Here is a 26,637-nt window from a genome sequence, read left to right as displayed (position 1 = left end):
TTAGCATTATCTGAGCACGTTGGCCAAGGCGTTGATGGATGATGCGGCTGGCGCGCTGAGCGAGGGTTCTCCTGTTATGGGCTAATCGCGGGAAAACCCGCTCCCGCAGGTTTCGTGTTAGCTTTTGAAACTGTTATTTCTTCCAGTATCGAAATCCCGGCGATTGATCAAAATAGTTGAACCTCCCATGACAGGTCGAACCAGACATGAGCACCCCTCAGAGCGAAAGCCATCGTGAAAGGCACAACTATTCGGCCTACGGCTACAAACCGAAATTGCCATCAGAGCAGACGCTGCTCGGTTTCAACGGCGAATACTTGGAACCTGGGACTGCCAGCTACCATCTCGGCTGCGGCTATCGAGCATATAGCCCTGTATTGATGAGGTTCTGCTCATCGGACAGCTGGAGCCCATTCGGTAAAGGCGGCCTTAATCCCTATTGCTACTGCGAAGGAGACCCTGTTAACAATATTGACCCAAGCGGCCATTTCGTCATAAGTCTTTTAAAGAAAATGGCACATCGATTGACCAGCTATATTTTCCCCGGATTCAACCCGCCTTTTGAGAACAAAAAACAACTTCATATAAACAGCCGGACTGTGAAACTTGAATCACCTAAGATCGACATACCGAAAAAGCGCTCCCCTTCAAACGGACTAATGTCAACCTCTATAGCTACTACAACATACGATAAACCCAAGTACCATGAAAAGAAATCCCTCGAATTTCTTATAGCCTCCCGTAGCGTACCCAATAATTCAAGTAAACCCCCAATAGTAAAATATTCCTTACTCACTGAAACCGGTGGCAAACTGAGAAGCGATTAACTCCAGCCCAAGTCATCGACTTAATGGTAAGCGATTTTTCCTCCTTGTACTGTCTGACTGCCACAAAAAAGCCCCTCAAATTGAGGGGCTCTTTGTTACATCAGAAGATCAAGCCGCGCCCCACATCTTGTGCGGGTCGATCACAAACTTCTTCGGCACCCCGGCATCAAACTCGCCATACCCTTCCGGCGCCTGGTCCAGGTTGATCACCTGCACGCCAACCACCTCGGCAATGTTGATGCGGTCCCACATGATCGCCTGCATCAGCTGGCGGTTGTACTTCATGGTCGGGGTCTGGCCGGTGTGGAAGCTGTGCGACTTGGCCCAACCCAGGCCAAAGCGGATGCTCAGCGCACCGATTTTGGCAGCGGCATCTACCGCACCCGGGTCTTCGGTCACGTACAGGCCCGGAATCCCGATGCTGCCCGCCACACGGGTCACTTGCATCAGCGAGTTCAGCACGGTGGCCGGGGCTTCATGCTTGGCACCTTCATGACCATGGCCACGGGCCTCGAAGCCAACGGCATCGACGGCGCAGTCCACTTCCGGCTCGCCGAGGATGTCGACGATCTGCTCGTGCAGCGGGGTGTCCTTGGACAGGTCGACCACTTCGAAGCCCTGCGACTTGGCATGGGCAAGGCGGGCCGGGTTGAGGTCGCCAACGATCACGCAGGCAGCGCCCAGCAGGCGGGCCGAGGCAGCGGCAGCCAGGCCGACCGGGCCAGCGCCGGCAACGTAGACGGTGCTGCCTGGGCCTACGCCAGCAGTCACGGCACCGTGGTAGCCGGTTGGCAGGATGTCGGACAGGCAGGTCAGGTCACGGATCTTCTCCATGGCCTTATCGCGCTCAGGCAGTTTCAGCAGGTTGAAGTCGGCGTAAGGCACCAGCACGTACTCGGCCTGGCCACCGGTCCAGTCGCCCATGTCGACATAACCGTAGGCACCACCAGCACGGGCCGGGTTGACGGTGAGGCACACGCCGGTGTGCATCTCTTTGCAGGAGCGGCAACGGCCGCAGGCAACGTTGAACGGTACCGATACCAGGTCGCCGATCTGCATGCGCTCGACGTCGCTGCCCTTCTCGACGATTTCACCGGTGATTTCGTGGCCCAGGACCAGGCCGACCTGGGCAGTGGTGCGGCCGCGGACCATGTGCTGGTCGGAGCCGCAGATGTTGGTGGAGACCACCTTGAGGATAACGCCGTGCTCGATCTTCTTGCCGCGCGGGTCCTGCATTTTCGGGTAGTCGATTTTCTGTACTTCGACCTTGCCAGCGCCGAGATACACCACTCCACGATTGCCAGACATGCTCTTACCTCGCTTGATTTTTATTTATGCAGCGGTGGTTGAACGCGCCGCCATCCGTGGGCGGCTTGTGTTACTGGAATGCAGGAGATTGTGGGCCTGATGGGGCGAGGTGCGCTGACTGGAAACGACAGAGGGATGCCTTATAGCGGCAGGGGTGTCGTTGGGGGGTATGGAAGGGGGAACAGACGCGGTGGCCTGTACCGGCCTCTTCGCGGGCTTGCCCGCGAAGAGGCCGGTACGGGTATTAGAGAACTACAGTCCGGTTGGCGTTAAGGAACACCCGCCGCTCAATGTGATAACCCACCGCCCGCGCCAGGGTCAGGCATTCGATGTCGCGCCCTTTGGCAATGAGGTCTTCCGGGTAGTGGCTATGGTCCACCACCTCCACACCCTGGGCAATGATCGGCCCTTCATCCAGGTCGTTGTTGATGTAGTGCGCCGTGGCACCGACCATCTTCACGCCCTTGTTGTATGCCTGGTGATAAGGCTTGGCGCCCTTGAACCCCGGCAGCAACGAGTGGTGAATGTTGATCGCCCAGCCATCCAGGCGGCGGCACAGCTCCGGCGACAGCACCTGCATGTAGCGCGCAAGAATCACCAGCTCGGCACCGGTTTCCTCGATCACCTGCAGCACCTTGCGCTCTTGCCCTGGTTTGTCGTTGGGGTCGAGCGCAAAGTGGTAGTAGGGAATCTTGTGCCAATGTGCCAGTGGTTCGAGGTCAGGGTGGTTGGATACCACGGCCACCACGTCCATCGCCAGTTGGCCGATGCGCTGGCGATACAGCAAATCGTTAAGGCAGTGGTCGGCCTTGGACACCATGATCACCACCTTGGGGCGGTGATTCGGTGCGGTCAGCTCGAACGCCATGCCGAACGCTTCACTGCGCTCGGCAAGGCCGGCACGGAAGCCGGCTTCGTCGAAATCGTCCGGCTGGCGGAACTCCACTCGAATGAAGAAGCGCCCCGACTGCCGGTCATCGAAGGAGTGGTGCTCCGTCACGTAGCAGCGCTGCTCGAAGAGGTAACGCGTCACCACGTCGACGGTGCCGAGCATGCTCGGGCAGTCGGCGGTGAGAATCCAGGTATCCGGTGCCCGACTCATGTTCTGCTCTCCTTAAGCCTCGATGCTCAGGCCGTATTCGGCCGAAGCGTCCTGCAGCCACAGCCACCAGTAGTCGGAGAAGCTGCGGCGAATCACCAGTTCCCAGGTGTCTTCGGCGGTGCGGCGAATCACCAGTTGCGACTTGGCGAACACGGTGCCCACAGCCTTGCCGACAGGGAAGTTGTTCGGGTGAACATCATAGCTGGTGGATTTCATCAGCACTTCGCGCACGTTCGGGCCGCGCAGTTCCAGCAGGCTTTGCCCGCCGCTGACGTTGACCACCTGGATGTGCTGGCCGTCGAGGGCCGCACGCAGCTTTTGCTCAGTTTCCAGTTCCTGGCCGCCAGGCACGATCAGCAGCCACTCGTCGGGGCCTACCCATTGCAGCGAGGTGTCACCGTTGGCAACCACGGTCAGGGCTACCGGCAGCTCCAGGCCCAGGGCCTTGTGCACGCCAGCGGCGAATTCCGGGTTGTGACCATCGCCACGCAGGGTCAGGTGGCCGAGGAATTTCTTCTCACGCAGGGTTACGCCTGCGTTCTTGCGGCCTTTGCCAACCAGGCTGGCCAGGTCGGCGTGGTGCAGTGGCGACTGGGCCTTGGCCTCGGCGCCGGGGTTTTGCTGGTAAACGTTGATAGCGCTCATTTCTTACCTGCCTTGAATTCTGTTGTCGACCACGATGCCCGCCGGAAACGCTGGACCTGTGGGAGCGGGCATGCCCGCGAATGCGATGGTTGACTCACCGCCCTCTTCGCGGGCACGCCCGCTCCCACAGAGACCTCATTCCAACCAGGCACCGTTGGTGCCGGGGCCTTAGACGTTCTGCCGCTCACCCTTCGGATCGAAGAACACCGAAGACACGATCTCCGCCTCGATCACGCTGCCATCCGCCTGCGGCGAGTAGACCCGCTCGCCCATGCGCTTCAGGCCGCCTTTGACCACACCCATGGCGAACGAATAGCCCAGGGAGTTGGAGGCATAGCTGGAGGTGACGTGGCCAACCATGTCCATCGGGATCGGCTGCTTCGGATCGAAGACCAGCTGGGCGCCTTCCGGCAGCCACTTGGTCGGGTCGACCGGCTTCAGGCCCACCAGCTGCTTGCGGTTTTCGCGTACGCAGTCTTCGCGGTTCATGCCACGCAGGCCGATCCACGAGTACGGCTTGTTGCGGCCCACACACCAGCTCATGTTCAGGTCGTCCGGGTTCATCGAGCCATCGGTATCCTGGCCAACGATGATGAAGCCCTTCTCGGCACGCAGGACGTGCATGGTCTCGGTGCCATACGGGGTCAGGTTGTACTTCTTGCCGGCCTCGATGATCTGTTCCAGCACGCCCATGGCGTAGTTGGCCTGCACGTTGACTTCGTACGACAGCTCACCGGTGAACGAGATACGGAACACGCGGGCCGGCACACCGCCAACGTTGCCTTCCTTCCAGGTCATGAACGGGAAGGCTTCCTTGTCCATGTCGATGTCGGTCAGCTCGCTCAGCAGCTTGCGGCTGTTGGGGCCGGACAGGGTCATGGTGGCCCAGTGGTCGGTGACCGAGGTGAAGTACACCTTCAGTTCCGGCCATTCGGTTTGCAGGTACAGCTCCATCCACTGCAATACGCGCGCTGCGCCGCCGGTGGTGGTGGTCATGATGAAGTGGTTGTCGCCAACGCAGGCGGTTACGCCGTCGTCGAAGACCATGCCGTCTTCCTTGCACATCAGGCCGTAGCGGGCCTTGCCCACGTCGAGCTTGGTCCAGGCGTTGGTGTAGATGCGGTTGAGGAACTCACGGGCGTCCGGGCCCTGGATGTCGATCTTGCCCAGGGTGGAAGCGTCCAGCAGGCCCACGCTGTCGCGCACGGCCTTGCATTCACGGGCCACGGCGGCATGGATGTCTTCACCGGCTTTCGGGAAGTACCAAGGGCGCTTCCACTGGCCGACGTCTTCGAACTCGGCGCCGTTCTTCACGTGCCAGGCATGCAAGGCAGTGAAGCGAACAGGTTCGAACAGGTGACCACAGTGGCGGCCCGCTACTGCACCGAAGGTAACCGGCGTGTAGTTGGGGCGGAACATGGTGGTGCCCATTTCCGGGATGGTGATGCCGATCGAACGGGCGGCGATGGCCAGGCCGTTGATGTTGCCCAGTTTGCCCTGGTCGGTACCGAAGCCCAGCGCGGTGTAGCGCTTGACGTGCTCGACCGACTCGAAGCCTTCGCGGGTGGCCAGCTCGATACCGGCAGCGGTCACGTCGTTCTGTTGGTCGACGAACTGCTTCGGCCCCTTGGTGCCTTTGTCGTGCGGCACCAGGAACAGCGCCACGGTGGCCTCTTCCTTGCGTGCAACGGTTTTTGGCAGGGTGCCAACGGTCGCCTTGAAGCCCGCCTCGGTGGCTGCGCGCACGCCGCCTTCGAAGCCATCGGCAATCACGTCGCCAAGGGCGTAAACGCCGTTGATACCGCCAACGCATTCGCGTTTTTGCGGCGCATCGCCTGGCACGAAGCCGAGGATGTCGTCACGCCATACCGGGCGACCGCCCAGGTGCGACGCCAGGTGAACAATCGGGCTGTAGCCACCGGAGCTGGCGATCAGGTCGCAGTCAAGGGTTTCGCCTGGGCTGGTGACTTTGTGCGCCTGCACGTCGATGGCGGCCACACGGGCGCCGGTGACATGCTTGCTGCCTTTGGCCTCGACCACGGCGCTGGAAGTCAGGATGCGAATGCCTTTGGCACGCGCTTCTTCTACCAGCGAGCCACGCGGGTTGTGGCGGGCATCGGCGATGGCGACCACTTGCAGGCCGGCGTCGTGCCAGTCCAGCGCGGCGCGGTAGGCGTGGTCGTTGTTGGTCGACAGCACCAGCTTGCGGCCCGGGGCCACGCCATAACGGCGTACGTAGGTGGACACAGCACCGGCCAGCATGTTGCCCGGCACGTCGTTGTTGCCGTACACCAGCGGGCGCTCGTGGGCGCCGGCAGCCAGTACCACGCGCTTGGCGCGTACACGGTGCACACGGTGGCGAACCTGGCCGATCGGGGCGCGGTCGCCGAGGTGGTCGGTGAGGCGCTCGTGAATGGTCAGGAAGTTATGGTCGTGGTAGCCGTTGACCGTGGCGCGTGGCAGCAGGGTGACTTCCGGCAGGCCTTCCAGCTCTTTGACCACAGCGTTGACCCAGTCGGCAGCAGGCTTGCCATCGAGGGTTTCGCGGGTGTCGAGCAGGCTGCCGCCGAACTCTTCCTGCTCGTCAGCCAGGATCACGCGGGCACCGCTGCGCGCAGCGGCCAGTGCAGCAGCCAGGCCAGCAGGGCCGGCACCAACGATCAGCACGTCGCAGTGCTGGTTCATGTAGTCGTAGCTGTCCGGGTCGTTCTGCAGCGGCGCACGGCCCAGGCCGGCAGCTTTACGGATGTACTTCTCGTAAGTCATCCAGAACGATTTCGGGTACATGAAGGTTTTGTAGTAGAAGCCCGGCGGCATCATGCTGCCGCCCACCTTGCCAAGGATACCCATGACGTCATTGTTGACGTTCGGCCAGCCGTTGGTGCTGGTGGCTACAAGGCCTGCATACAGCGCCTGCTGGGTAGCACGCACGTTGGGGATCTGGGTGGCTTCGCTGGAGCCGATCTGCAGGATGGCGTTCGGCTCTTCGGTACCCGAGGCGATGATGCCGCGAGGGCGCGAATACTTGAAGCTGCGGCCAACGATGTCGACGCCGTTGGCCAGCAACGCAGCGGCCAGGCTGTCACCGGCATAACCCTGGTAGGTCTTGCCGTTGAAGCTGAAGTTCAGGACCTTGCTGCGGTCGATACGGCCGCCGCTGGCGAGGCGATAGGTCTGGCTCATACTTTTTCCCCTTGGCCTTTGACGGCGGACGGTGCGCTGCTTGGCTTGCCGCCTTCGGTCACTTGCGGCTTCTCGCCAATCTTGTAGGTTTCCAGAATTTCGTAGGTCACGGTGTTACGGGTGACGTTGAAGTACTGGCGGCAGCCGGCAACGTGGTCCCACAGTTCATGGTGAATCCCGCGTGGGTTGTCACGGTAGAACATGTAGGTACCCCACTCCTCGTCGGAGCAGGCTGCAGGGTCCAGCGGGCGGGCGATGTGCGCCTGGCCAGAGGCGTGGAACTCTTCTTCGGAGCGCAGCTCGCCACAATGGGGACAGAAAATGTGCAACATGACGGTGGCTCCGGTTAGTGGGCGACGGCGGCAGCGCCGTGTTCGTCGATCAGTGCGCCGTTGTAGAAACGGTCCATGGAGAACGGCGCGGCCAGTGGGTGCATTTCGCCCTTGGCCAGGCTCGCGGCAAAGACGTTGCCCGAACCCGGGGTCGCCTTGAAGCCGCCCGTGCCCCAACCGCAGTTGAAGAACATGTTCTTGACCGGGGTCTTGGTGATGATCGGGCAGGCGTCTGGCGAGGTGTCGACGATGCCGCCCCACTGGCGGTTCATGCGAACGCGCGACAGGTTGGGGAACATTTCGACGATGGCCTGCAGGGTGTGCTCGATCACCGGGTACGAACCGCGCTGGCCGTAGCCGACCCAGCCGTCGATACCGGCACCGATCACCAGGTCGCCCTTGTCGGACTGGCTGATGTAGCCGTGCACGGCGTTGGACATGATCACGCTGTCGATGATCGGTTTGATAGGCTCGGATACCAGCGCTTGCAGCGGGTGCGATTCCAGCGGCAGGCGGAAGCCGGCCAGCTTGGCCATGTGCCCGGAGTTACCGGCAGTGACCACGCCGACGCGCTTGGCGCCGATGAAGCCTTTGTTGGTTTCCACACCGATGACCGCGCCGTTTTCCTTACGGAAACCGATGACTTCGGTTTGCTGGATCAGGTCCACGCCCAAGGCGTCGGCGGCACGGGCGAAGCCCCAGGCCACGGCGTCGTGACGGGCCACGCCACCACGGCGCTGTACGGTAGCGCCGAGGATCGGGTAGCGGGTGTTCTTGGAGCAGTCCAGGTACGGGATTTCGGCCGCAACCTGGGCGGTGTTCAGCAGCTCGCCATCCACGCCGTTCAGGCGGTTGGCGCTGACACGGCGCTCGGAGTCACGCATGTCTTGCAGGGTGTGGCACAGGTTGTACACACCACGCTGGGAGAACATCACGTTGTAGTTAAGGTCCTGGGACAGGCCTTCCCACAGCTTCATGGCGTGCTCGTACAGGTGCGCCGACTCGTCCCACAGGTAGTTGGAACGCACGATGGTGGTGTTACGGGCGGTGTTGCCGCCGCCCAGGTAGCCTTTTTCGATCACGGCAACGTTGGTGATGCCGTGCTCTTTGGCCAGGTAGTAGGCCGTGGCCAGGCCATGGCCGCCACCGCCAACGATAACCACGTCGTAAACCTTTTTAGGGGTTGGCGTGCGCCACATGCGCTGCCAGTTTTCGTGGTGGCTGAGGGAGTGCTTGAAAAGGCCGAAGCCCGAGTAGCGTTGCATGGTCGTTTACTCCACTCAGCGGTAAACAGGGAAATCAGCGCACAGGGCCGCGACGTTCTTCGCCACATCGGCTTCGACGTCTGCGTCACCGAGGTTGTCGAGGATGTCGCAGATCCAGCCGGCCAGGGCCACGCATTGGGCAACCTTGAAGCCACGGGTGGTGACGGCCGGGGTGCCGATGCGCAGGCCCGAGGTGACGAACGGCGACTGTGGGTCGTTCGGCACGGCGTTCTTGTTGACGGTGATGTGCGCGCGGCCCAGGGCGGCGTCGGCATCTTTACCGGTGAGGCCCTGGCGAATCAGGCTGACCAGGAACAGGTGGTTGTCGGTGCCACCGGACACCACGTCATAACCGCGGTCGATGAACACCTGGGCCATGGCTTGGGCGTTTTCGATCACTTGTTGCTGGTAGGCCTTGAAGCCTGGCTCCAGTGCTTCCTTGAAGCACACGGCCTTGGCGGCGATCACGTGCATCAGCGGGCCGCCCTGGGCGCCCGGGAATACGGCGGCGTTCAGCTTTTTCTCGATCTCTTCGTTCGACTTGGCCAGGATCAGGCCGCCACGTGGGCCGCGCAGGGTCTTGTGGGTGGTGGTGGTCACCACGTCGGCAAACGGGATCGGGTTCGGGTACAGGCCAGCGGCAACCAGGCCGGCAACGTGGGCCATGTCGACGAACAGCAGCGCACCGACCTTGTCGGCAATGGCGCGGAAGCGTGGGAAGTCGAGGGTCTTGGAGTAAGCCGAGAAGCCGGCCACGATCATTTTCGGCTTGTGCTCGACGGCCAGGCGCTCGACTTCGTCGTAGTCGATCAGGCCAGTGTCGGTATTGATCCCGTACTGCACAGCGTTGTAGAGCTTGCCCGAAGACGACACCTTGGCGCCGTGGGTCAGGTGGCCGCCGTGGGCCAGGCTCATGCCGAGGATGGTGTCACCGGCTTGCAGCAGGGCCAGGTAAACAGCACCGTTGGCCGACGAACCGGAGTGCGGCTGGACGTTGGCATAGTCGGCACCGAACAGCTGCTTGGCACGCTCGATGGCCAGGGCTTCTACCTTGTCAACGTGCTCGCAGCCACCGTAGTAGCGCTTGCCCGGGTAGCCTTCGGCGTATTTGTTGGTCAGGCCGCTGCCTTGGGCCTGCATCACGCGCTTGCTGGTGTAGTTCTCCGAGGCGATCAGTTCGATGTGATCTTCCTGGCGCTGTTCTTCGGCATTCATCGCCGCCAGCAGTGCGTCGTCGTAACCCTGGATCTGGTCTTGCTTGCTGAACATCGTGTATCTCCCGGCAGCGATCGTTTTTTGTCGTGGGGCACTGTGGCCCTTTGTGGCGATGTTATGACTGGTCGGGGCGGGTCAGATGCCTGCGCACGCCTTGCAATGGCGCGTTTACGACATTCGTTTTTTTGCTCTTGCTGCCGGCCTCTTCGCGGGCATGCCCGCTCCCACAGTGATAGGCGGGTGCAGGACCATTGTGGGAGCGGGCTTGCCCGCGAAGAGGCCAGCACAGACACCCAGAATCGAACCTATGCACAGCTTGTATAGGCAACCGCCGAATCGATGGTTTAGAGTGCTGTTCTGCGTCGTTCACAGGACCGTGTCATGACAGATAAGAGCCAACAATTCGCCAGCGACAACTATTCCGGTATCTGCCCCGAAGCCTGGGCAGCGATGGAAAAGGCCAACCACGGCCACGACCGCGCCTACGGCGACGATCAGTGGACCGAGCGCGCCTCGGAATACTTCCGCAACCTGTTCGAAACCGACTGCGAGGTGTTTTTCGCCTTCAACGGCACCGCCGCCAACTCCCTGGCCCTGGCCTCGTTGTGCCAGAGCTACCACAGTGTCATCTGCTCCGAAACCGCCCACGTCGAAACCGACGAGTGCGGTGCACCGGAGTTCTTCTCCAACGGCTCCAAGCTGCTGACCGCGCCCAGCGTCAACGGCAAGCTGACGCCGCAATCGATCCGCGAAGTGGCGCTCAAGCGCCAGGACATCCACTACCCCAAGCCGCGGGTGGTCACCATTACCCAGGCTACCGAAGTGGGCACCGTGTACCGCCCCGACGAGCTCAAGGCGATCAGCGCCACCTGCAAGGAGCTGGGCCTTAACCTGCACATGGACGGCGCGCGCTTTACCAATGCCTGCGCATTCCTGGGCTGCAGCCCGGCCGAGCTGACCTGGAAGGCCGGCGTCGATGTACTGTGCTTTGGCGGCACCAAGAACGGCATGGCAGTGGGTGAAGCGATCCTGTTCTTCAACCGCCAGTTGGCCGAAGACTTCGACTACCGCTGCAAGCAAGCCGGGCAACTGGCGTCGAAGATGCGCTTTTTGTCGGCGCCGTGGGTGGGCCTGCTGGAGGATGGCGCCTGGTTGCGCCATGGCAAGCACGCCAACCACTGCGCGCAGTTGCTGGCGTCGCTGGTAAGCGACTTGCCGGGGGTGGAGTTGATGTTCCCGGTGGAGGCCAACGGGGTGTTCCTGCAAATGCCGGAGCACGCGATCGAAGCGCTGCGGGGCAAGGGGTGGCGGTTCTACACCTTTATTGGCAGTGGTGGGGCGCGGTTCATGTGCTCGTGGGATACCGAGGAAGAGCGGGTGCGCGAGCTGGCTGCTGATATCCGCAGCATCATCACGGCCTGACAGATTGCCGGGAGGGCTTTGCCCTCCTTTCGCGACACAAGGCCGCTCCTACAGGGGATCGCGGTCCCTTGTAGGAGCGGCCTTGTGTCGCGATGGGCCGCAAAGCGGCCCCGGCAATCTAGAGTTTGAACCCGCCCATCTGCCGCGCCAGGTCATCCGCCAAGCCACGCAACGCCTGGCACTCTTCCCGGCACCCTTGCACCTCGGCTGCCGTCTCCCGCGCCAGGTCGGAAATCCCCTGCACCGTCCGATTAATTTCCTCGGTCACCGCCGACTGCTCTTCAGTCGCCGTAGCCACCTGATGGTTCATGTCGCTAATGTGCTCCACCTGATCAGTAATCGCACCCAGCGACGCCCCTGTGCGCTGGCTCGACTCAACCCCGGTGCCCGTCGCCTGTTGCCCCGCCTGCATCGAGCTCACCGCCGAACCCGCACCCTGCTTCAGGCGCTGGATCATCTGCTGCACTTCGTCCGTAGACAACTGCGTGCGCCTGGCCAGTGTGCGCACTTCGTCCGCTACCACGGCAAAACCACGCCCCATTTCCCCTGCCCGTGCAGCCTCGATGGCAGCATTCAGCGCCAGCAGGTTGGTTTGTTCGGAAATACTGCGAATAACCGCTAGAACTTCATCGATCGAGGCAACTTCATCGGCCAACTGGCCAACCGCATCAGCCGCCTTGCCGATGTCGCCCGACATGCCCTCGATGCCCTGAATCGAACGCCGCACCACTTCACGCGCCTGCAAGGCCTCATCCCGTGCCGACTGCGAGGCCTGCGCCGCATCACCGGCATTGCGGGCAATGTCCTGCACGGTCAGGCCCATTTCGTGTACCGCCGTGGCAACCATTTCGGTCATTTCCTGTTGCCGCCCAGAACGCTCGGCCGTGTTGTCCACCACCTGAGTCACCTGTTCAACCGCCCGATGCAGCTGTTCCGAAGTCTGCAACACCTCGCCGATCAGGCTGCGCTGGCTGTCGAGGAAGCGGTTAAAGCCACGAGCCAGGTCACCCAGTTCGTCCTGGCGGGTGTCATCCAGACGGTGACTGAGATCGCCCCCGCCACTGCCGATCTGCACCAGCGCAGCTGTTACGCGACGGATCGGCCGCACCAGGCCACGCGCCAGCAGCACCACCAGCAGCAGCGATACCAGGGCCACGGCACCGCCAATCACGCAGGTCACCCACACCGCCTGATGCATTTGCGCGTAGATTTCCGACTCCGGCACCTCGGCCACCAAGGTCCAGTTGAGGTCACGCAGGGGCAAGCCAAGCGCCAGGTAGCTTTCGCCGTCACGGCTGAAACGGCTGCTGCGCAGGCCTTCGCCCGCCGCCATTACCGCCTTGGCTGCGTCCGTGCCGAGCTGTTCGGTGAGCTGGCGCTTGCCACTGAAAGCAGCGTCCGGGTGCACCTGGATCAAGCCATCATTGCGTACCAGGAAGACCTTGCCATGCTCGCCAAAGCTGAAGTCGTGAATCAGCCTCGACAGCTCGGTCATGCGCAGGCCCATACCGGCCACGCCTACCAACTGGCCGTGCTTTTCCACGCGGTAGTCGATGAACAGCGCCAGCTCGCCGGTAGCACCATCGATGTCAATGTTGATCAGGCGCTCGGCACCGCTGTCGATGTAGCCGTAGAACCACTTGTCCTTGGGGTTGCTGCGGCTGAGGGTGCGGTCCAGGCCATTCTCGTTGTAGTAGTGACCGGTTTCGGTCGAGACAAACAGGGTGGTGAAGGCGCGGTTACGCTGTTTGGCAGCGTCCAGATATTCGATGAATCGGGCGGCCTGCGCGGGGTCTTCACCGGCGGCCAGCCAGTCGCGCAACAGGGTGTTGCCGGCAATGTCCGCAGCCGCCACCAGGGGCTGGCCGAGCATGCGTTCGATATCATTGCGGATGGCCTCGACACTGGCAGGCAGGGCAGTGTCGACCAAGTAGCGCTCGGTGAGGCGGTTGAGCGCCACGGTGAAGATGATGACCACCACAAGGATGCTGGCCAGCAGGGCGGCGCCCATGCTGGTGATCAACTGCCACTGGATGCTTTTACGCCAGATACGCATGCCCCTACTCCCCGCACATTATTGTTTTGCGAGAAGTGTATACACTTGCGTATCCAGTTAATCCAGTGACCTGGAACAATGAGTGGGGCAATTGGGGCTGCTTTGCAGCCCTATCGCGACACAAGGCCGCTCCTACAGGGATCGCGTTCCCTTGTAGGAGCGGCCTTGTGTCGCGATAGGGGTGCGAAGCGCCCCCGGCTATCGATCAGGACTCCGCGATGGTCCGAACGATGGCATCCACGGTAGCGTCAATCTGCGCCTGGGTACGCGCAAGGGTCTGCTGGTGTTCTTTCTGCAATTCAACCTGCTTGGAGCACAGGTTAAGGGCAGCCAGTACCAGCAATTTGTCACCGATCAGGGTCGGGTACTGACGCTTGGTCTCGTTCAGGGCGGTGTTGAGCATCCGCACTGCCTGGGCCAGGGTTTCTTCCTGGCCTTCGGGCGCCTTGATCGAATAATCGTTGCCGAGGATCGACACGACATTGACCGGCTGCTCATGCAATCTCATGCGCCAACAACGCCAGCGCTGGCGCGCTCGACCAGGGCCTGGATACGTGCGGCGGTAGCGCCGTTCTTCTCTTCCTGCTCCATCAGCGACAGCTGCAGGGTTTCGTTCTCTTCCTTGGCCTGGGCCAGTTGGGTGCCCAGGGCGGTGTTCTGCTCGGTGAGTTGAGCGTTTTTCTGCATCAGGTCGCTGACCAGTTGCTCGATTTGATTCAGGGAGGCTTCCAGCATGGGTCTATCTCAGGTTGTTGCGAGGGGCGCACACGATAAAGAAAAGTGCGGCCCATCGCCATTAAATATCGGATTCATAAGGTGTCTAGCCCGCAGATTGACAGGGTAACCACCCCCTTGTTCCGACCTGGATCAACCGCCGGTCAGGAAAAGGTTAGCTACCTCACATTTTTTGCCGGTCGCACTCAAGACTGGCCGGTCACGACCGATAGCCCGGAAAGTCATGTTTTGTCGCACTTTGCGCACTATTTTCCCTTGCCTGGACCCTCCCCTCCATGTCTCTACGCAACATGAATATCGCCCCGCGCGCGCTGCTCGGCTTCGCGCTTATCGGCCTGCTGATGCTAGGCCTTGGTATCTTCTCGCTGGTGCAGATGGGCAACATCCGCCAGGCCGGCGTTGTCATCGAGCAGGTCAGCGTGCCGAGTATCAAGATCCTCGACGAACTCACCGCGCTGAACCTGCGCATGCGCACCCTCTCCTACCGCCTGCTGCTCAACCGCGAACCGGAAACCCAGCGCGATACCCTGAACTTGCTGGACCAGCGCAACTCCCAGATCGACCGCGCCCGCCAGGCCTACCTGCCGATGATCGGCGCCGCCGACGAACAGGCCGCCTTCGACCAGTACGGCCAGTTGCTCAACCAGTACCGCCAACTGGAATCTCGCATGCGCACCCTGAGCCAGGCCGACCGCACCGACGAACTGCGCGCCTTGCTCAACCGCGACCTGCTGGCCAACTCCGAGCAGGTCAACAAGGTGATGGACACGCTGGTGCGCATCAACACCGACCAGACCCGCGCCACCAACGAGAAGGCTGCCAGCCAGTATTCCACCGCCTTCGCTTTGGTCATCAGCCTGCTGATCGCCGCAACTGTGTTGACCCTTGCCTGCGCCTTCCTGCTGACCCGTAGCATCGTCAAACCGATCGAAGAAGCACTCAAGAGCGCCGAGCAGGTTGCCGATGGCGACCTGACCCACATCATCCGCACCGAAGGCACCGACGAAGCCGCCCGCCTGCTGCGTGCCATGGCCCGCATGCAGGACAAGCTGCGCGACACCCTGCAACAAATTGCCGGCTCCGCTACCCAACTGGCCTCGGCGGCTGAAGAGTTGAATGCCGTCACCGATGAAAGTGCCCGTGGCCTGCAACAGCAGAACAACGAGATTGAACAGGCCGCCACGGCCGTGACTGAAATGACCAGCGCAGTGGAAGAGGTGGCGCGCAATGCCGTGAGCACTTCTGAAGCGTCCAGTGAAGCCAGCCGCTCCACCGGCGACGGTCGTGACCTGGTCATGGAAACCGTGGGCGCCATCGAGCGCATGAGCGGTGATGTGCAGGCTACGGCCAAACTGATTACCCACCTTGCCGAACAGTCGCGTGACATTGGCAAAGTACTCGATGTGATTCGTGGCCTGGCCGACCAGACCAATTTGCTGGCGCTGAATGCCGCCATCGAGGCCGCGCGTGCCGGTGAAGCGGGCCGAGGTTTTGCCGTGGTAGCGGATGAAGTGCGTGCGCTTGCACACCGTACCCAGCAGTCGACCAGTGAGATCGAGCGGATGATCGGCAGCATCCAGGGCGGTACGGAAGAGGCTGTGGAGTCGATGCGCACCAGCACCGAACGTGCAGAATCCACCCTGAACATTGCCCGTGGCGCGGGCATGGCGCTGGATACCATCGCCGGCGCGGTGGCGCAGATCAACGAGCGTAACCTGGTGATTGCGAGTGCGGCGGAAGAGCAGGCGCAGGTGGCAAGGGAAGTGGACCGCAACCTGGTGAACATCAACGACCTGTCGGTGCAGAGCGCTACCGGCGCACATCAGACCAGTGCGGCGAGTGCCGAGCTGTCGCGCCTTGCCGTAGACCTCAATGGCCTAGTAGCCCGGTTCCGCACTTGAAAAAGCCGGGGCCGCTTTGCGGCCCATCGCGACACAAGGCCGCTCCTACAGGGGACCGCGATCTCCTGTAGGAGCGGCCTTGTGTCGCGATGGGCTGCAAAGCAGCCCCCTGCAATTTCGGATCAGTAATCGATCCGCACATCCCCTTTCGGCACGCTGCAGCACGACAGGATGTAGCCCTCGGCTTCGTCCTCTTCGGTAATGCCGCCGTTGTGGTCCATTTCCACTTCGCCGCCCAGCTTGAGCACCTTGCAGGTGCCGCATATGCCCATGCCGCAGGCCTTGGGAATCATCAGCCCGACCTTGGCAGCCGCCGCATGCACGGTTTCGCCCGGCGCAATGCGGATGCTCTTCTCGCTGCCGATGAACTCCACCAGGTTGAGGTCCGAGGCATCCACTTCCGGCGCATCGGCGGCCTGCTCGGCGTGCTCGACCGCGTCGGCCTTAGCCTCTGGCGGCGTCGCCCCGAACGATTCCTCGTGGTAGTTCTTCATGTCGAAGCCGACCGCTTCGAGCATGCGCTTGACGGCGGTCATGTACGGCGTCGGGCCGCAGCAGAACACCGTGCGCTCCATGTAGTCCGGCGCGATCAGCTCCATCAGGCGCTGGTTGAGGTAGCCGCGATAACCCGCCCATGGCTCACCCAGCCCGTGCTTCTCACAGATGATGTGCAGGCTGAAGTTGGGTATGCGCGAGGCCATCTGTTCCAGCTCGCGGTGGTAGATGATGTCCTTCGGCGAACGGGCGCTGTGCACGAACACCATGTCGACGTTGGCATTGGTGTCGTAGAACCAGCGCGCCATGGACATCACCGGGGTAATGCCGACGCCGCCCGACAGGTACAGGGTCTTGCCGGCCGGGAAGTCGATGGCGTTGAACAACCCCACCGGGCCGTGAACCGGCAGCTCGGCGCCTTCGTGCATGGTGTCGTGGAGGAAGTTGGACACCAGGCCGCCCGGCACGCGCTTCACGGTGATGGAGAAGCTGTACGGTACCGACGGTGAACTGGAGATGGTGTAGGAACGCATCACCGGCTTGCCTTCGATCTCCAGCTCCAGGGTAACGAACTGCCCTGGCTTGAAGAAGAACATGATCGGTTGGTCGGCCATGAAACAGAAGGTGCGCACGTCCCAGGTCTCCTGGATGACCTTGACGCAGCGCACGATGTGGCGGCCGTTGGCCCAGGTCTGGGTAGTGACCGGATTGAGGAAGGTATCGGACATGTTCATCTCCAGCAGCCGACTATTGGCCTTTTTATGGCTTGGATAATGCGCAAGCCGAGGGCGACGCACATTCCTGCCAGCGACATCGGCGTGCTTATCGCGACCAGCCCCGCACTACAAGGGCTGGCGCGTCGTAATTCACATCGGCCATGTCGCCCATGGATACGGTTCGCGGCAGCTTCGGACGCACACTCCACGGCAAAACAACTAGCTGTTTGCTGATAAACAGCCTTGCGGCACCACAACAATGATTAGCCACCTTTTGCCGGCCGCACACGGCCCCGAGGAATACACGATGGACGTCACCGCAACCCTGAGCCTGGGCGATCCACTGGAACCTGCACGCAAGGCCACCGCCGAGATGTTGCAGACCCGCGAGCGAACCTACTCGCTGCCCCAGCCTTTCTACACCGACGAGCGTCTGTTCCAGATCGACATGCAGGAGATCTTCCAGAAAGAATGGCTGATCGCCGGCATGACTTGCGAGATTCCGGCGAAAGGCAACTACATCACCCTACAGATCGGCAAGAACCCGATCCTGGTGGTACGTGGCGCCGAAGGTAAGGTGCACGCCTTCCACAACGTCTGCCGCCACCGCGGTTCGCGCCTGTGCGTCAGCGACAAGGGCAAGGTGGCCAAGCTGGTCTGCCATTACCACCAGTGGACCTACGAACTGGACGGCCGCCTGCTGTTCGCCGGCACCGAAATGGGCGCCGACTTCGACATGAAGGAGTACGGCCTGAAGCCGGTGCACGTAAAGGTTGCCGGTGGCTACATCTTCATCAGCCTGGCGGAAAACCCACCCGCCATCGACGAGTTCCTGGCCACCCTCGAGCACTACATGGAACCGTACGACATGGAGAACACCAAGGTGGCGGTGCAAACCACCTTGATGGAAAAGGCCAACTGGAAGCTGGTGCTGGAAAACAACCGCGAGTGCTACCACTGCTCCGGTTCGCACCCAGAGCTGCTGCAAACCCTGCTGGAGTGGGACGACACCAACGACCCGCGCGCCAGCCAGGAATTCAAGGACCACGTGGCCAGCTCTGCCGCCGCCTGGGAAGCCGAGAAGATCCCGTACCTGCACAAAAGCCACGGCCTGCGTAACCGCATTGTGCGCATGCCGCTGCTCAAGGGCACGGTATCGATGACCATGGACGGCAAGCAGGCCTGCCAGAGGCTGATGGGCCGCATCAAGAACCCGGACCTGGGCTCGATGCGCATCCTGCACCTGCCGCACTCGTGGAACCACTGCATGGGCGACCACATCATCGTGTTCACCGTGTGGCCGATCAGTGCCCAGGAAACCATGGTCACCACCAAGTGGCTGGTGCACAAGGACGCCGTGGAAGGCGTGGACTACGACCCGGAGCGCATGCGCAAGGTGTGGGACGCTACCAACGACCAGGATCGCCGCCTGGCGGAAGAGAACCAGCGCGGGATCAACTCCACGGCTTACCAGCCAGGACCATACTCGAAGACTTACGAGTTTGGTGTGGTCAACTTCATTGACTGGTATAGCCAGCGGGTGCTGAACAATCTGGGGGCGGAGCCGGCGCCGTACCTGAAGGAAGTGCAGGCGCAGTAGTAACTGATACACCCGCCATGCTTCGGCAAATGTGCTGAAGCATGGCGCTTTCACACCGGTGTATCTGGATGCCGCTCTCCGGTACGCACCTGATATGCCACCGGCTGGATGGGATAGCGCCGCTGGGTAGATGATGTTGCCAGCCCATAAAGCTCGTAAGCTGACAGGGCAGTAGCAACTGAGGCTACCCCAAAATCAACCCAGGCCAACGCCTCGGCCTGCGGCGATAATAACCGCCCGGTAGCCGTGCCAATACTCACTGACGCGCTGATGACTCCAGCACCCGAGAGCAGTTTATCCCCAGAAGACCATGGTGCGACGGTGTGCTCTGGCGTGCCGTACGTGAAAACTCCTGAGCGGCTTCCTGGGTAACCACTACTCAAGGCGAAGTCCCGCTCTGTACGGTAGTTGCGATACACCTTCACGGCACTGATAGCCAGGTTGATCACTCCCGTGATGAGGTTTCTGATTGGCGCCATGATCGCGGGGAAACGTCCACTTAAGTCAACAAAGTTGACAGGATCGCCCTGGCAGTAGGCGTATGCGTTAATCCCCCCCTTTCCGAACGGGCTCAGAGAGTCAGGGCTGATGAACCGCCTCAGGCCAGGGCTGTAGAAGCGGTGGCCATTGCCCAACGGATAGCTGCCTGTCAGCGGATCAAAACGTTGACCGCAAAAAGCCAGTAATGTCGCCGGGCGGAGCCCCCCAGTAACGCCATAAGGTGAGTAAGCGCGTGCCATGGTTATCCACAGCTCCTTCAATGTTCTCGACTACCTTAACGGCAAGCCACCTGGTTTCGTACTGGCACAAATACCAGGTGAAACTGGTCGTTATTTGATCAATTGCAGCAAGCCCTCGGCCTTGTTGGGCTACAGCGAAGTTCCTACATCTTGTCCACAGATACACCAACAGAGTTTGTGAGCAAAACACGACCGTACAGCGATCGGGTTGTGGATAAGCGATGCAAGGCCTTGATAAACATGGATCAGAATATCTTTGATCATTATTTGATCAATTCTCCGCAGACCATGCCCTGCGCGGCATTCAGCGAGTGCCGAACAGATTATCCACAGGGCAGCCAACAGCGATTGTGGGCAAAACCTGACACCGCCATATCTATCTGCTCTGAATCCGTCCAACGAAGACTGATCATTTTATGATCAAAAACCTGTAAGCCCCGCCCTATAAAGCCCACAGCCATGCACCAACACTTTATCCACACCTTGGCGAACAGATTCGGTGGGCAACAATCCCAGGACCTGACATTTTTGCCAGTTTCGCTGGAGCGAGCTTCGTGGTTGATTGAGTGCCATTACTATGGCATTAGCAAGAGGTCACTTATGCACAGGCGCCTGACTGGCTCTGTGAAGTGGTTCCATGCGGTAAACGGATTAGGGGTAATCAGGGCTGATGACGGCAGTGGCGACTACTTCGTGGCGCGCAGTGCGATCTTGATACTTGGCAGGGCAACGCTGCAGGAGGGGGAGCGGGTGACCTTCGAGCCGGTGGTAGAGGGCCTGGCCTTTTGGGCCTTCAATGTCATCAGAAACGCTTGAAACAGGTAGTGTAGGAGCGGCCTTGTGTCGCGACGGGCCGCAACGCGGCCCCAGGATCTCGAACCTGGCTCAATATTGTCGGGGCTGCTGCGCAGCCCATCGCGACACAAGGCCGCTCCTACACGGCGACCGCGTAAGGCTTCAGCGCAATACGCCCTCTTCTACGAGCAGCTTGAGGATGGCCTCGGCGCCTTCCTGCGGTGAAACATCCTTCAGCACCTTGCCGCCACCGCCGCTGGCTTTGGCTGTCGCCGCCTTCATGCGATCGGCACCGCTCTTGGCCTTGATCACCTTCAGACGCTTGGGCCGAGGACGGGCCGGTTGCAACTCGGCATCGGCCAACAGCTCATCTTCGACAATGGCCACATTACGCGCCGCCAGCAGACCCCGGCGCGCAGGGCCAAAAGCGCTTTGGCGCGGCTTGGGCGCAGCGTTATCCACAGTCGCCAGCAACGGCAGGCGCACTTTCAGCCGACGCCGCTGGCCACGTGGCAGCGCCTGCAATACCTGGGCAGTGCCGTTCTCTATCGACTCAACTTCGGCCAACCCCACAATCAACGGCCAGCCGAGCTTTTCAGCCAGCAGGAACGGCAACATGCCCGACCCCTCGCCCGTCTCGGCCTGGCTGCCGGTCAGCACCAGCTGCGCCCCGGCGTCGCGCAGGTAATCCCCCAGCACGCCCAGCACATCGGCACCGGCCGGCTGCTCCAGCACATCCAGATGGTCCAGGCCCATGCCCAGATAAGCGCGCAGCGCCTCTTCGCGCGGGTCGCCGGCATGCACCACCTGCAAGTTATCCCCAGCCAGCTGCAACCCCAGTTCCACCGCACGCGCATCCTGCTCGGCGCGGCGGGCGCGGCCGGAGCTTGGGTGGGCACCGATGGAAACCAGGCTGATCACTTTCGTACTCATGCTCGTGCCCTTATGCCGCGTCGCGCTGGCCGCCGCTGCGGTAGTTGTCCACAGCCTCGATCAGTGCCTTGAGAATCGCCGAGCTGTCGCCAATCACCGACAGGTCGGCCCGTTTGATCATGTCGCAGCCTGGGTCCATGTTGATCGCCACCACCTTGTCGCAGGCGCCGATGCCTTGAAGGTGCTGGATGGCGCCCGAGATACCCACAGCCACATAGACCCGTGCGGTAACCCAGGTACCGGTGGCACCCACCTGGCGGTTGCGCGGCATGAAGCCGTCGTCCACCGCCACCCGCGAGGCGCCTTCGGTGGCACCAAGAGCTGCGGTGGCCTGGTGGTACAGGTCCCAGTCTTTGACGCCATTACCGCCCGAAACAATGAACTCGGCCTCGGCCATGGCAATGGTGGCCGGGTCCACGGCTACCGAGCCCAGGTCTTCGATGCGCGACAAGCTGCGCGCCACGCTTGTGGACAACTCCACCGGCAAGGCTTCGTGACGGGTTTCGCTGACCGGCTCGGCGCACTCCGCCGCCGCCAGGATCAGGCGTGGCACGGCGCGTTGCAGGTCTTGCTGGCCGGCACCGGCGCGGCCGATGCACTGGCCGTCCTTAACCTGCCACACCCTCGTCGCCGGGCGCTCGCCCAACGCGGCACCCAGCCGGCGACCCAATTCGCCGCCACCTGTGCGGCTGTCGGGCAACAGCCAGTGGCGCGGGGTGAACTGGTTATCCACAGCCCGCAAGCCTTGCACCAACTGCTCCGGCGCATAACCTTCGAACGCCTCGCCTTCGATGACCAGCAGGCGGTCGACCCCGGCTGTGGCAAAGTTGCTTTCCTTGTGTTCGCCAAACACCACCGCCAGCACTGCACCGTCGCTGCCGGCCAGGCTGTGGGCCAGGCCGAGCAGGTCGCGGTCGTGGCTGCTCAGGCGGCCACCGACCATGTCGGGCACCACGGCAATGTAGAACGCAGGCGTAGGTACCTGGTGCAGCGGCAACTTGACCTCGGCCGCCGGCGTGCGCCGCCCGCCCACACCGGTGCCCTGCTGGGCGCCGCTGCGGTCGATGCGCTTGATGCCGGCCGGGCCGATAAAGCCTGCGGCAATGGCGTGGGGGTTCTTGCGGATGAGGCCATTGGGCCCCATCCAGCTGGTCTGTTGCGTCTGCATGGCCGCATGCAGCGGGTGCAGGCGGTTACGGGCGATCCACTCGGCGCGTGGGTCGCGGCGGATAATGTCGCTCATCAATGCACCTCCGCAGGTTCACGTTTGGCCGCTTGCGGCTTTGGGGCGGCGGGCGATTCCTCTTCGATCAGCACGTCAGCCACCAGCTCGGCCAGGTCCTTGATCTGTGGGCGCGGTTCGACCACACCTTCGAGCATGGCGGTGCACTGCGGGCAACCCACGGCCACCAGCTCGGCCTCGGTTTCGCGAATGTCGTCCATGCGCATGTCGGGGATACGCTGCTTGCCCGGGATATCGGTGATCGGCGCGCCGCCGCCACCGCCGCAGCAGCGGGAACGGAAGCCCGAACGTTGCATCTCGCGCACTTCGATACCCAGCGCCTTGAGCACTTCACGCGGGGCTTCGTATTCGCCGTTGTAGCGGCCCAGGTAGCACGGGTCGTGGTAGGTGACGCTGCCACCCTTGTGCTGGCCGAGGTTGAGCTTTTTGGCTGCGATCAGTTCGGCGATATAGGTGCTGTGGTGCTGCACCTGGTAATCACCGCCCAAGGCGCCGTACTCGTTCTTCAGCACATGGAAGCTGTGCGGGTCGCAGGTGACGATGCGCTGGAACTTGTACTTGGCCAGGGTCTGGATGTTGCGCTTGGCCAGTTGCTGGAAGGTCGCTTCATCGCCCAGGCGACGGGCCACGTCACCGCTGTCGCGTTCTTCCAGGCCGAGCACGGCAAAGTCCACGCCCGAAGCCTTCAGCACTTTGACAAACGAGCGCAGGGTGCGCTGGTTGCGCATGTCGAAGGCACCATCACCGACCCAGAACAGCACTTCGGTGGTTTTTACTTCAGACAGCAGTTTCAGGTTGAGGTCGGCGGCCCAGTTCATGCGACCGCCCGGGGCGAAGCCCCCCGGGTTATCGGTGGCGATCAGGTTATCCAGCACCTCGGCACCCTTGTTCGGGGTGGCGCCCTTTTCCAGGGTGAGGTGGCGGCGCATGTCGACGATGGCATCGACGTGCTCGATCATCATCGGGCATTCCTCGACGCAGGCACGGCAGGTGGTGCACGACCACAGCGTTTCGGCGTCGACCAGGCCATTGACGATCGGCTGGTGCGGGTGGCCGCCGTGTTCACCGATCGGCTTGCCCGGGTATGGGCTACCGGCAAACTGGGCGTCGGTGCCACCGGCCAGGCCGATGACCATGTCCTGGATGAGCTTTTTCGGGTTCAACGGCTGGCCGGCAGCAAACGCCGGGCACATGGCCTCACATTTACCGCACTGCACGCAGGCGTCGAAGCCCAGCAGCTGGTTCCAGGTGAAGTCTGCCGGTTTTTCCACGCCCAGCGGGGCGTTCGGGTCTTCAAGGTCCAGCGGTTTCAGGCCGGTGGAGCGCCCGCCGCCGAAGCGTTCGGCGCGGCGGTGCCAGGCCAGGTGCAGGGCACCGGCGAAGGCGTGTTTCATCGGGCCGCCCCAGGTCATGCCGAAGAACAGCTCCGACACGCCCCACAGCACGCCCAGGCCAAGGATGCCGACCATCACCCAGCCACCGGTGTTGGCGGGCAGGATGCCGGCAACCGGCAAGGTGGCGATGAAGAAGCTCACCGCGAACGCCAGCAGGCTCTTCGGCAGGCGCATCCACGGGCCTTTGGACAGGCGCGAAGGCGGGTTGAGGCGGCGCTTGAAGACAAAGATGGCGCCGCTGAACATGATCACCGTGGCGACCAACAGCGCGTAACCAAGGATTTTGCTTTGCAGGCCGAAGCCGTGCACCAGGATCGCCAAAACCGCCGACAGCACGAAGCCGCCCGCGGTGGCCACGTGGGTCTTGGACATGTATTTGTCGCGCTCGACCACATGGTGCAAGTCCACCAGGTAGCGGCGCGGCATGGCCAGCAGGCCGCCGATCAGGTCGACCTTGGCGGCCCGGCCACGGCGCCACATGCGCACCCGGCGCAGGGCGCCGAGCACTGCCAGGCCAAGGGCCGCGAACAGCAGGATGGGTAGAAGGGTGTTCAACATGGGAGGCTCCCACAACAGCTGGATTCTTGCGCCACCTCAAAGGCCAGCGCGGACCCCATGTAGGAGCGGCCTTGTGTCGCGAAAGGGTCGCGAAGCGGCCCCAAAATCTATGCTGCTATGGAGATCTTGGGGCCGCTTCGCAGCCCTTTCGCGACACAAGGCCGCTCCTACATGGGGGGCCAATCCCGCCTCTAGAGAGGCGGAGCGATCAGAAGTCCTTGCACAGGCGCAAGGCGTCGTAGATCGCCGCATGCACGTTGCGCTGGGCCACGCAGTCGCCGATGCGGTACAGCAGGTAGCCTTCGCCCGGCTGGCTGAGGATCGGCTGTGGCTTGATGGCGAACAGCGCCTCCACGTCGATCTGGCCCTTGTTGCGCGAGCCTTCCTTGAACGCGTAGTAGAGCTCTTCGTCAGGGCGCACGCCGTTCTCGATCACCACCTGGTCAACCACCCGTTCTTCCTTCGCACCTGTGTATTCGTTCTCCAGTACCGCCACCAGCTTATCGCCTTCGCGGTAGACCTTTTCCAGCATCATGTCGCCGGTCATGATCACTTCTTTCGGGTACATGCTGCGGTAATAGGTTGGGAAGGTAGTACCGCCCATGGCCACGCCCGGCTTGATGTCGTCGGTGACGATCTCGACCTGGCTGCCTTTGTCGGCAATGAAGTCTGCCGTGGACATGCCGGTGAATTCGCAGATGGTGTCGTACACCAGCACGTTCTTGCCCGGTGCAACCTTGCCGTCGAGCACGTCCCAGCTGCTGACCACCAGCCCTTCGGCAGCGCCCCAGTGCTCGTTCTGTTCAACGAACGGGTGGCCGCCCACTGCCAGCACGATCACGTCCGGGCGCAGGTCCTGAATGGTCGCCACGTCGGCGGCGGTGCCAAGGCGCAGGTCAACCTTCAGGCGCGCCAGCTCCAGCTGGTACCAGCGGGTGATACCGGCAATCTGGTCACGCTGCGGGGCCTTGGCGGCGATGGTGATCTGCCCGCCGATCTGGTCCTTTTTCTCGAACAGCGTCACGTCGTGGCCACGTTCGGCCGCTACACGAGCGGCTTCCATACCGGCAGGGCCGGCGCCTACCACTACCACCTTGCGCTTCACGCCGGTGGTTTTCTCGATGATGTGCGGCACGCCCATGTATTCACGGGAGGTCGCGGCGTTCTGGATGCACAGCACGTCCAGGCCCTGGTACTGGCGGTCGATGCAGTAGTTTGCACCGACGCACTGCTTGATCTGGTCGATCTGGCCCATCTTGATCTTGGCGATCAGGTGCGGGTCGGCCATGTGCGCACGGGTCATGCCGACCATGTCCACGTAGCCGCCTTCGAGGATGCGCGTGGCCTGGTTCGGGTCCTTGATGTTCTGTGCGTGCAGCACCGGTACCTTGACCACTTCCTTGATGCCGGCCGCCAGGTGCAGGAACGGCTCCGGCGGGTAGCTCATGTTGGGGATGACGTTGGCCAGGGTGTTGTGGGTGTCGCAACCCGAGCCGACCACGCCGATGAAGTCGAGCATGCCGGTGGCGTCGTAGTAGGCAGCGATCTGTTTCATGTCCTCATGGCTGAGGCCATCGGGGTGGAACTCGTCACCGCAGATACGCATGCCCACGCAGAAGTCGTCACCGACTTCGGCGCGCACGGCCTTGAGCACTTCCATGCCGAACTTCATGCGACCTTCGAAGCTGCCGCCCCACTCGTCGGTACGCTTGTTGACCCGTGGGCTCCAGAACTGGTCGATCATGTGCTGGTGCACGGCCGACAGTTCCACGCCGTCCAGGCCGCCTTCTTTGGCGCGACGTGCCGCTTGCGCGTAGTTGCCGATGACGCGCCAGATCTCTTCCACCTCGATGGTTTTGCAGGTGGCACGGTGCACGGGTTCACGGATACCCGACGGCGACATCAGGGTCGGCCAGTTGAAGCCGTCCCAGCGCGAGCGACGGCCCATGTGGGTAATCTGGATCATGATCTTGGCGCCATGCTTGTGCATGGCGTCGGCCAGGTTCTGGAAGTGCGGGATGATGCGGTCGGTCGACAGGTTGACCGAAGCCCACCACTCCTGCGGGCTGTCGATGGCCACGACGGACGAACCACCGCAGATCGCCAGGCCGATGCCCTTAGGGTTTGCAGCGCCTGTGTCGAAAACATGGCGGCCCTCACACCACCTGAAGC

The 26,637-nt window shown here is 62.1% G+C and carries 21 protein-coding genes and 1 pseudogene; 6 read left to right on the top strand and 16 right to left on the bottom strand.

Going from position 1 to position 26,637, the window contains the following annotated elements:
• Positions 1-206: 206 nt before the first annotated feature.
• The gene (locus ACQKPZ_RS18110; protein ID WP_427540678.1) at positions 207-827 is read left to right on the top strand and encodes an RHS repeat-associated core domain-containing protein; all 621 of its coding nucleotides are present in this window, start codon (positions 207-209) and stop codon (positions 825-827) included.
• Between the two features lie 108 nt (positions 828-935).
• On the opposite strand, the gene fdhA is transcribed toward ACQKPZ_RS18110, so the two are convergent.
• The 7 genes from fdhA to ACQKPZ_RS18075 form a co-directional block, all read right to left on the bottom strand.
• Positions 936-2,135 (bottom strand): formaldehyde dehydrogenase, glutathione-independent, encoded by a 1,200-nt coding sequence (fdhA, locus tag ACQKPZ_RS18105; protein ID WP_012270123.1) that lies wholly within the window; start codon positions 2,133-2,135, stop codon positions 936-938.
• Between the two features lie 244 nt (positions 2,136-2,379).
• Positions 2,380-3,237 (bottom strand): formyltetrahydrofolate deformylase, encoded by an 858-nt coding sequence (purU, locus tag ACQKPZ_RS18100; protein ID WP_427540675.1) that lies wholly within the window; start codon positions 3,235-3,237, stop codon positions 2,380-2,382.
• A gap of 12 nt (positions 3,238-3,249) precedes the next feature.
• The gene (locus tag ACQKPZ_RS18095; protein WP_427540672.1) at positions 3,250-3,882 is read right to left on the bottom strand and encodes a sarcosine oxidase subunit gamma; all 633 of its coding nucleotides are present in this window, start codon (positions 3,880-3,882) and stop codon (positions 3,250-3,252) included.
• A 168-nt stretch (positions 3,883-4,050) separates the two neighbouring features.
• The gene (locus tag ACQKPZ_RS18090; protein ID WP_391137583.1) at positions 4,051-7,065 is read right to left on the bottom strand and encodes a sarcosine oxidase subunit alpha; all 3,015 of its coding nucleotides are present in this window, start codon (positions 7,063-7,065) and stop codon (positions 4,051-4,053) included.
• Positions 7,062-7,397: a sarcosine oxidase subunit delta gene (locus ACQKPZ_RS18085; RefSeq protein ID WP_346645733.1), complete on the bottom strand. Its 336-nt coding sequence runs from the start codon at positions 7,395-7,397 to the stop codon at positions 7,062-7,064. The genes ACQKPZ_RS18090 and ACQKPZ_RS18085 overlap by 4 nt, the downstream gene beginning before the upstream one ends.
• A 14-nt stretch (positions 7,398-7,411) precedes the next feature.
• Positions 7,412-8,662: a sarcosine oxidase subunit beta family protein gene (locus ACQKPZ_RS18080; protein ID WP_003255680.1), complete on the bottom strand. Its 1,251-nt coding sequence runs from the start codon at positions 8,660-8,662 to the stop codon at positions 7,412-7,414.
• A gap of 15 nt (positions 8,663-8,677) precedes the next feature.
• Positions 8,678-9,931 carry a serine hydroxymethyltransferase gene (locus tag ACQKPZ_RS18075; RefSeq protein WP_016484535.1) on the bottom strand — a complete coding sequence of 418 codons (1,254 nt, stop codon included), beginning with the start codon at positions 9,929-9,931 and terminating at the stop codon, positions 8,678-8,680.
• Between the two features lie 327 nt (positions 9,932-10,258).
• Between ACQKPZ_RS18075 and ACQKPZ_RS18070 the strand changes: the two genes are divergently transcribed.
• Positions 10,259-11,299, top strand: a complete 1,041-nt coding sequence (locus ACQKPZ_RS18070) for a low specificity L-threonine aldolase (protein WP_403194235.1) — start codon at positions 10,259-10,261, stop codon at positions 11,297-11,299.
• A gap of 118 nt (positions 11,300-11,417) precedes the next feature.
• Here ACQKPZ_RS18070 and mcpH read toward each other — a convergent pair whose 3' ends face one another.
• The 3 genes from mcpH to ACQKPZ_RS18055 form a co-directional block, all read right to left on the bottom strand.
• On the bottom strand, positions 11,418-13,355 hold the full coding sequence (mcpH, locus tag ACQKPZ_RS18065) for a methyl-accepting chemotaxis protein McpH (RefSeq protein WP_427540669.1): 1,938 nt from the start codon (positions 13,353-13,355) through the stop codon (positions 11,418-11,420).
• Between the two features lie 205 nt (positions 13,356-13,560).
• The gene (locus ACQKPZ_RS18060; RefSeq protein ID WP_427540666.1) at positions 13,561-13,863 is read right to left on the bottom strand and encodes a cell division protein ZapA; all 303 of its coding nucleotides are present in this window, start codon (positions 13,861-13,863) and stop codon (positions 13,561-13,563) included.
• A complete protein-coding gene (locus tag ACQKPZ_RS18055; protein WP_391137569.1) occupies positions 13,860-14,090 on the bottom strand; it encodes a hypothetical protein in 231 nt (76 codons plus the stop codon). The genes ACQKPZ_RS18060 and ACQKPZ_RS18055 overlap by 4 nt, the downstream gene beginning before the upstream one ends.
• A gap of 275 nt (positions 14,091-14,365) precedes the next feature.
• On the opposite strand from ACQKPZ_RS18055, the pseudogene ACQKPZ_RS18050 reads away from it, so the two are divergent.
• Both ACQKPZ_RS18050 and ACQKPZ_RS18045 read left to right on the top strand, forming a co-directional pair.
• A pseudogene (locus ACQKPZ_RS18050) lies at positions 14,366-15,136 on the top strand (MCP four helix bundle domain-containing protein); the annotation flags it as partial.
• The gene (locus ACQKPZ_RS18045; protein ID WP_404943662.1) at positions 15,119-15,991 is read left to right on the top strand and encodes a methyl-accepting chemotaxis protein; all 873 of its coding nucleotides are present in this window, start codon (positions 15,119-15,121) and stop codon (positions 15,989-15,991) included. The pseudogene ACQKPZ_RS18050 and the gene ACQKPZ_RS18045, both read left to right, overlap by 18 nt.
• A gap of 122 nt (positions 15,992-16,113) precedes the next feature.
• Here the strand turns inward: ACQKPZ_RS18045 and gbcB are convergent, their stop codons facing one another.
• Complete coding sequence (gene gbcB / locus ACQKPZ_RS18040) at positions 16,114-17,214, bottom strand: glycine-betaine demethylase subunit GbcB (protein WP_427540663.1); 1,101 nt, start codon at positions 17,212-17,214, stop codon at positions 16,114-16,116.
• Between the two features lie 295 nt (positions 17,215-17,509).
• Here gbcB and gbcA point away from each other — a divergent pair, with 295 nt between their 5' ends.
• Complete coding sequence (gbcA, locus tag ACQKPZ_RS18035) at positions 17,510-18,802, top strand: glycine-betaine demethylase subunit GbcA (protein WP_427540660.1); 1,293 nt, start codon at positions 17,510-17,512, stop codon at positions 18,800-18,802.
• A 50-nt stretch (positions 18,803-18,852) separates the two neighbouring features.
• On the opposite strand, the gene ACQKPZ_RS18030 is transcribed toward gbcA, so the two are convergent.
• Positions 18,853-19,542: an RHS repeat-associated core domain-containing protein gene (locus tag ACQKPZ_RS18030; RefSeq protein WP_427540657.1), complete on the bottom strand. Its 690-nt coding sequence runs from the start codon at positions 19,540-19,542 to the stop codon at positions 18,853-18,855.
• Positions 19,543-20,001: 459 nt separating this feature from the next.
• On the opposite strand from ACQKPZ_RS18030, the gene ACQKPZ_RS18025 reads away from it, so the two are divergent.
• A complete protein-coding gene (locus ACQKPZ_RS18025; protein ID WP_427540654.1) occupies positions 20,002-20,358 on the top strand; it encodes a cold-shock protein in 357 nt (118 codons plus the stop codon).
• Positions 20,359-20,499: 141 nt separating this feature from the next.
• Here ACQKPZ_RS18025 and ACQKPZ_RS18020 read toward each other — a convergent pair whose 3' ends face one another.
• The 4 genes from ACQKPZ_RS18020 to dgcA all read right to left on the bottom strand — a co-directional run.
• Positions 20,500-21,270 carry an electron transfer flavoprotein subunit beta gene (locus ACQKPZ_RS18020; RefSeq protein ID WP_427540651.1) on the bottom strand — a complete coding sequence of 257 codons (771 nt, stop codon included), beginning with the start codon at positions 21,268-21,270 and terminating at the stop codon, positions 20,500-20,502.
• Between the two features lie 10 nt (positions 21,271-21,280).
• Positions 21,281-22,513 carry an electron transfer flavoprotein subunit alpha/FixB family protein gene (locus ACQKPZ_RS18015; RefSeq protein ID WP_427540648.1) on the bottom strand — a complete coding sequence of 411 codons (1,233 nt, stop codon included), beginning with the start codon at positions 22,511-22,513 and terminating at the stop codon, positions 21,281-21,283.
• Positions 22,513-24,465: a dimethylglycine demethylation protein DgcB gene (gene dgcB, locus ACQKPZ_RS18010; protein ID WP_427540645.1), complete on the bottom strand. Its 1,953-nt coding sequence runs from the start codon at positions 24,463-24,465 to the stop codon at positions 22,513-22,515. The genes ACQKPZ_RS18015 and dgcB overlap by 1 nt, the downstream gene beginning before the upstream one ends.
• Positions 24,466-24,673: 208 nt before the next feature.
• The coding region (gene dgcA, locus ACQKPZ_RS18005) for a dimethylglycine demethylation protein DgcA (RefSeq protein WP_427540642.1) at positions 24,674-26,637 on the bottom strand (1,964 nt) is incomplete at its 5' end.

The organism is Pseudomonas sp. NPDC089547 (assembly GCF_050280665.1).
Taxonomy (GTDB): domain Bacteria; phylum Pseudomonadota; class Gammaproteobacteria; order Pseudomonadales; family Pseudomonadaceae; genus Aquipseudomonas.
This window is presented reverse-complemented; position numbering and strand designations above follow the sequence as displayed.